The 6,860-nt window shown below is 38.8% G+C and carries 6 protein-coding genes; 4 read left to right on the forward strand and 2 right to left on the reverse strand.

Annotated features, from left to right (window positions below):
• The 4 genes from V5N63_RS07560 to V5N63_RS07575 all read left to right on the forward strand — a co-directional run.
• The coding region (locus V5N63_RS07560) for a 3-phosphoshikimate 1-carboxyvinyltransferase (RefSeq protein WP_332033459.1) at positions 1 to 999 on the forward strand (999 nt) is incomplete at its 5' end.
• A 4-nt stretch (positions 1,000 to 1,003) separates the two neighbouring features.
• Positions 1,004 to 1,792, forward strand: a complete 789-nt coding sequence (locus V5N63_RS07565; protein ID WP_332033460.1) for an SDR family oxidoreductase — start codon at positions 1,004 to 1,006, stop codon at positions 1,790 to 1,792.
• Positions 1,793 to 1,831: 39 nt separating this feature from the next.
• A complete protein-coding gene (locus V5N63_RS07570; RefSeq protein WP_332033461.1) occupies positions 1,832 to 2,509 on the forward strand; it encodes a hypothetical protein in 678 nt (225 codons plus the stop codon).
• Positions 2,510 to 2,604: 95 nt separating this feature from the next.
• Complete coding sequence (locus V5N63_RS07575) at positions 2,605 to 3,255, forward strand: hypothetical protein (protein WP_332033462.1); 651 nt, start codon at positions 2,605 to 2,607, stop codon at positions 3,253 to 3,255.
• A 26-nt stretch (positions 3,256 to 3,281) separates the two neighbouring features.
• Here V5N63_RS07575 and metF read toward each other — a convergent pair whose 3' ends face one another.
• Together metF and metH are read right to left on the reverse strand one after the other, a co-directional pair.
• A complete protein-coding gene (gene metF / locus V5N63_RS07580; protein WP_332033463.1) occupies positions 3,282 to 4,238 on the reverse strand; it encodes a methylenetetrahydrofolate reductase [NAD(P)H] in 957 nt (318 codons plus the stop codon).
• A gap of 15 nt (positions 4,239 to 4,253) precedes the next feature.
• Positions 4,254 to 6,860 (reverse strand): methionine synthase (gene metH / locus V5N63_RS07585; RefSeq protein ID WP_332033464.1); only part of this gene is annotated, 2,607 nt, incomplete at its 5' end.

Genomic DNA, 6,860 nt, shown 5'->3' on the forward strand with positions numbered 1-6,860 from the left:
ATCCAGGAAGGCAAAACCGTAATTTTAACCGGTTCTGAGAGGATGAAACAGCGTCCGATAAAATTTCTGGTCGATGCATTGCAGGATTTGGGCGCAGAAATTTCTTATCTTGAAAACGAAGGATTCCCACCATTGAAGATTACGGGAAAGAAGATTATAAAAAGTACAGTGCGGATTCCGGCTAATATTTCGAGCCAGTTTATTACTTCATTAATGCTCATCGGCGCAAAACTGGAGAACGGTCTGCAAATTAAGTTGGAAGGAACAGTTACCTCAAAACCCTACCTCGAAATGACGCTGAAAATCCTTAGAACGGTAGGAATAAACAATTATTGGGAAGGAAATGTCATTAAAATTCAGCCCAACATTCACACCGAAAAGCAATCGCAAAGTATTCCGTTCGTTGTTGAAAGCGACTGGAGCTCTGCCTCATATTATTATTCTCTCGCAGCGATTTCGCGAAAAACGATAAACTTAAAATGGTTTAAACCATATTCCCTTCAGGGCGATTCGGTAATTAAAGAAATTTACTGGAAATTTTTCGGCGTAAATACCATTTCCGAAGGCGCAGAATCCAGAATTTCTCTACTACCGGAGCATTATTTTCAGTTTCCGGAAAAAATTGTTTTAAACATGAATGATTGTCCAGACATTGCCCAAACCCTTTGTGTTACTGCAACAGCATTGAAAATCCCGTTTGAAATCACCGGCCTGGAAACTTTAAAAATAAAAGAAACCGACAGACTTCTGGCACTGAAAAACGAACTTTTCAAAATCGGCTGTATTGCAGATATTACCGATGACAGTATTGTTTCTCAAAAATTTTTCGAGCCTAATGAAAATATTTCGATCGCCACATACAACGATCACCGAATGGCCATGAGTTTTGCTCCGTTTTGCCTTATAAAAAATTTAACCATCGAGAATCCTGAAGTTGTTGAAAAATCCTACACCAGTTTTTGGCAGGATTTCGCTCAAATAACCGAAAAAACTAACTAAAACAATGACCATAATTATTACAGGAACTTCTACAGGAATTGGTTTCGCTTTGGCTGAATTTTTCGGAAAGAAAGGCCACCGGGTTTTCGGACTGAGCAGAAAAAATGTCGAATCCCAATATTTCAAGACGATTCCGACAGATATTACCGATAATCTGCAGGTTCAACATGCCATTTCAGAAATTTTAAAGTCAGAAAAAAACATTGATGTCCTGATAAACAATGCCGGAATGGGCATGGTTGGCGCGGTAGAAGATTCGACAAAAGAAGACATTTTAAAGTTATTTAACCTGAATTTGGTAGGCGCTGTACAAATGATGAGCGCAGTTTTACCCACGATGCGCGAGCAGAAATCAGGCAAAATCATCAACATCTCGAGTATCGGCAGCGAAATGGGATTGCCGTTCCGTGGGTTTTACTCCGCTTCAAAATCAGCATTAGATAAAGTGACCGAAGCGATTCGTTATGAAGTTTCTCCCTGGAACATCAATGTATGTACGCTTCATTTAGGCGACATCAAAACAAAAATCGCGGAAAACCGAGTGAAAACAAAAGTTTCTGAACCTTACCAAAAGACTTTTGAAAAAATATATTCCATCATGAATGCTCATGTAGATGACGGCACCGAACCTTTAGAAGTTGCAGAGTACATTGATAAACTTCTCACAAAAAAATCCTGGAAAGCCCATTATTATTTCGGGAAATTCGGACAAAAAATAGGCGTTCCTCTCAAATGGATTTTACCGCAGAATTTCTATGAAAACTTGATGCGGAAGTACAATCAGATGGATTAAGCGTGCCCAGTAAATATTCACCTACTAAAAAACAGCAAAATGAAATTATTTTTCAGTCTTATCGTCACAGCCTTAACCTTCTTTTCTTTAGAGGCACAACAACTCAGTCCAGGAGGGAATTCCTGGGTAGCCAATTTTAAAAAAGCCTCTGATGAAGTAAATAACCAGGAAGAAAAACTTAAATATTCCGAAATCAAAGGAACTCCTTATTACAATCCTGATTTCGAATCGGCAAAATTTGATGATACTCCTACGGTTGCACCTATCAGATACAATACTTTTTTAGATATTGTTGAAATCCTTATAGACAATAACATTTATGAGATTCCAAGAGAAGCTACCCCTAAAAAATTCACCTTTACAAAAACAAACGAGAGATTAATTGTTCTGGACACTCATGATGAATATGCAGGTTACTTTTTCGAAATTGCTGACGGGAAATACAAAATACTAAAAAAAATTAAAACTAAATTTTACGGAGCAGTTCCCTCTAAAACCCATTTTGCTGCGGGTACAGTTTCACGCTTCGAATCCCAACGGCCATTGTATTTTATCAAAGCAGAATCCAGTGAGGTAATAACTCTTAAAAACACAAAAGATCTTCTGACCTATTTTCCTGAGAAAAAAGATGAACTAAACAACTTCCTTAAAATCAATAAAATCAAGTTAACTGAAGAGTCGGATCTTGTAAAACTAGCTCAGTTTATTAATAATTAGCGTAAAGTTTCCGTTAATCCTGTCGTGCAATTTCTATGAAAATACGCTATGGAAATGTATTGGATTAATTTATTACATAAAATAAAAACATCATTATGCAAAAATCTATTCTATTTATCTTACTAATTTTCAGCGGAATTGCTGTTTACGGTCAGCATTCATATAAAATATATACCGGTCCGCTTTTATCGGTCAGTAGAGATTCCGATAAGCCACAACACAATATAGTTGGCACTCCCTATTTCAATGTCAATTTTATGTCGGCGATTATAGGAAACACCAACGAAAAAGCACCGATAAGGTACGATGCACATTTGGACCGAATTGAAATTTTATTTGACGATAAGGTGTATGAGGTCCCTAGGAATGAAGACATTCCTGTTTTTAAATTCGAAATGATTAATACACCTATAGTTTATATAAAAGAAACTAATGGCTATTACTTCAGATTAGTTGACGGAAAAAATCAGCTTTTAAAGAAAGAAAAAATAAAACTTAAGGAAATTAAAAGTTCAATTGAACCAAATTCTTTAATAAAGGAGGGATACATTAAATTCGAAAAACAAAATCCCCTCTATTTCATTAAAGCAGATGAAAAACTTTTACAGGTACCTAAGAATGCAAAAGATTTTGTAAGTATTTATCCAGACCGTAGAGAAGAGTTAGAAAGGTTTATTAAGGAAAACAATATTAAAATAAAACAGGAGGAATCACTGATCAAACTTGTTCAATTCATGAACAGATAATAAAAAAAGGACTTTTAAAAGTCCTTTTAAAACAACTCTCCAGCAATTTTCTTAATATTATCACTTTTCCCCATCGAATAAAAGTGCAGCACAGGAACGCCAAAATCTATCAGTTCTCTGCACTGTTGTATTGCCCACTCAATGCCAATTTGTTTTACCGCTGTGTTGTCTTTAGCTTTTTCTACGGCAGAAATTAGTTCTTCCGGCAGATCAATTTTAAAGACTTTAGGAAGCATCTGCAGATGGGCTTTCGTGGCGATTGGTTTAATTCCCGGAATTATGGGAACATTAATTCCCATATCACGGGCCTGCTTTACAAAATCAATAAACTTTTTATTGTCGAAAAACATTTGCGTCACCACATAATCTGCACCTGCATCAACTTTTTCTTTTAGCCATTTCAGGTCGTAGTTCATGGAAGGAGCTTCAATGTGTTTTTCTGGATAACCGGCGACACCGATGCAGAATTTATTGTTTTCATCGCAGGCTTTCTCGTCATGAAGATATTTACCTCTGCCCAAATCGTTGATTTGATGAACCAAATCCACCGCATTTCTGTGGCCACCCACGGCAGGTTCAAAATATTGCTGCCCTTTCATCGCATCACCCCGCAGCGCCATTACGTTTTCAATTCCAAGATACATACAGTCTACCAAAAGATATTCGGTTTCTTCCATGGAAAAACCTCCGCACAAAACATGAGGCACAGTATCTACATTGTATTTATGCTGTATTGCAGCGCAAATTCCTAAAGTTCCGGGACGCATTCTTGTAATTTTGCGTTCCATTAATCCGTTTCCTTTGTCGAGATAAATGTATTCTTCACGAGAAGTTGTAACGTCGATAAACGGAGGTTTAAATTCCATCAGCGGATCGATGTTTTTGTAAAGATCTTCAATACCGATGCCTTTTTGTGGCGGTACCACTTCGAGTGAAAAAAGGGTTTTACCTTTTGCGTTTTTTATATGATCTGTAATTTTCATTCTTAAATATATTTTTTAAGCAAGATTAGGACTCAACCATTTTCTGGCAAATTCTATTTCGATATTTTTTCTGGATGCAAAATCTGCTAACTGATCTTCCGCAATTTTGCCAACACCGAAATATTTGGATTTCGGATGCGCAAAATAATATCCCGAAACTGCTGCAGTTGGGAACATGGCCAAACTTTCTGTAAGTTCTACGCCAATGTTTTCTTTCACCTTTAATAAATCCCAGATGGTCAGTTTTTCCAGATGATCGGGACATGCAGGATAACCGGGCGCAGGCCGGATTCCGGAGTATTTTTCTGCGATCAAATCCTCATTCTGCAGGTTTTCGTTTTGAGCATAACCCCAAGTACGGGTACGCACTTTATGGTGCAGAAATTCTGCGAAAGCTTCTGCAAGTCTGTCGGCTAAAGCTTTTACAATAATCGCCGTATAATCGTCGCCTTGGTCGTAATATTTCTGAGCGAGTTCTTCAGTACCGAAACCTGTGGTTACACAGAACGCTCCTACGTAATCCTGGATGCCGGAAGATTTTGGAGCGATAAAATCACTGAGTGCCAGATATTCTTTTCCATCAGATTTTTTGTGCTGCTGTCTAAGGGTGCGGAATGCAAATTCCTCCTGGTCATTTTGCAGAATAATATCATCGCTTTCGTTTGAATTGGCCGGGAAAATTCCAAAAATCCCTTTTGCGGTGAATAGTTTTTCATCCAGAATCATTTTCAGGATTTTCTGTGCATCATAGAAAAGTTCAGTAGCATGTTCGCCCACAACCTCATCAGTTAAAATCTGCGGATATTTTCCGTAAAGTTCCCAGCTTCGGAAAAAAGGAGTCCAGTCTATGAAATCAAGCAATTCATTCAGATTCTGATTTTCGATGATTTGAATACCTAAAGTGTTTGGCTTTACAGGAATTTCATTTTCCCAATCGATTTTATAGTTCTGTTTTCTGGCTTCTTCAATTGGAACATATTCTTTTTCTACCTGCCGGTTCAGGAATTTCTCTCTAAAGTCTTCATAATCTGCTTTAAGATCAGCTTTAAACTGTTCTCTGTTCTGATCCAAAAGTTGTGAAACCACGCCCACCGCTCTGGAAGCATCATTCACATGAACAACCGGCTGCGAATATTTAGGAAAAATCTTTACGGCGGTATGCGCTTTGGAAGTGGTTGCACCGCCAATCATCAACGGAAAGTTCAAATTCTTGCGCTGAAGTTCATCCGCAACATGAACCATTTCGTCCAGACTTGGCGTAATAAGGCCGCTTAAACCAATGACATCCACTTTATGATCAATGGCAGCCTGGATGATTTTTTCCGCCGGAACCATAACGCCCAAATCCACGATTTCGTAATTATTGCAGCCTAAAACGACACTTACAATATTTTTTCCGATGTCATGAACATCACCTTTTACTGTAGCCATAAGGATTTTTCCGTTGGCTTTCTGGGTTTGGTCTTTTTGCGCTTCGATGAAAGGTTGCAGATATGCCACCGCTTTTTTCATCACACGCGCCGATTTCACTACTTGCGGGAGAAACATTTTTCCGCTTCCGAAAAGATCTCCAACAACGCTCATTCCGGCCATCAGGTTCACCTCAATCACATCCAGCGGTCGCTGGGTTTGCGTTCTGGCCTCTTCTACATCTTCAATAATAAACCGGTCGATTCCTTTAACTAAAGCATGCGTAATTCGCTCCTGAAGAGGATTTTTACGCCATTCCAAGTCTTCAACGGTTTCTTTTTTGGTTGATTTATGTTTTTCAGAATAATCTAAAAGACGTTCTGTAGCATCATCCCGGCGATCGAGCATTACATCTTCTACCAATTCGAGCAACTCTTTGGGAATTTCATCGTAAACTTCAAGCATCGATGGATTAACGATTCCCATGTTCATTCCGGCCTTAATCGCGTGATATAGAAACACCGAATGCATGGCTTCACGCACATTATCGTTGCCCCGGAAAGAAAACGATACGTTGGATACGCCACCGCTCACAGAAACATGGGGGAGATTTTCGCGCACCCATTTTGTTGCTTCTATAAAATCAAGCGCATTTCTACGGTGTTCCTCCATTCCGGTTGCAACTGGGAAAATATTAAGGTCGAAAATGATATCTTCCGGTGGAAAGCCTACAATTTCGGTAAGAATTTTATAGCTGCGTTTACAGATTTCGATTCTGCGATCGTAATTATCAGCCTGTCCTTCTTCATCGAAAGCCATTACAATAACCGCGGCGCCGTAACGCTTTATATTTTTTGCGTGGTCGATAAATTCCTGTTCGCCTTCTTTAAGACTGATGGAATTCACCACACATTTGCCCTGAACGACCTGTAAGCCGGCCTCCAGAATTTCCCATTTAGAGGAGTCTATCATGATTGGAATTCGTGCAATATCTGGTTCTGAAGCAATCAGGTTAAGGAATTTTACCATACAGTATTTTCCGTCAAGAAGTCCGTCATCAAAATTAACATCGAGAATCTGTGCGCCACCTTCTACCTGATGTCTCGCAATATCGAGCGCTTCACTGAACTTCTCTTCTTTAATGAGCCGGAGAAATTTTTTAGATCCGGCCACGTTGGTTCTTTCGCCAACATTAATGAAGTTGGATTCTGG

Source organism: Kaistella sp., from assembly GCF_032060305.1.
GTDB lineage: Bacteria > Bacteroidota > Bacteroidia > Flavobacteriales > Weeksellaceae > Kaistella > Kaistella yananensis.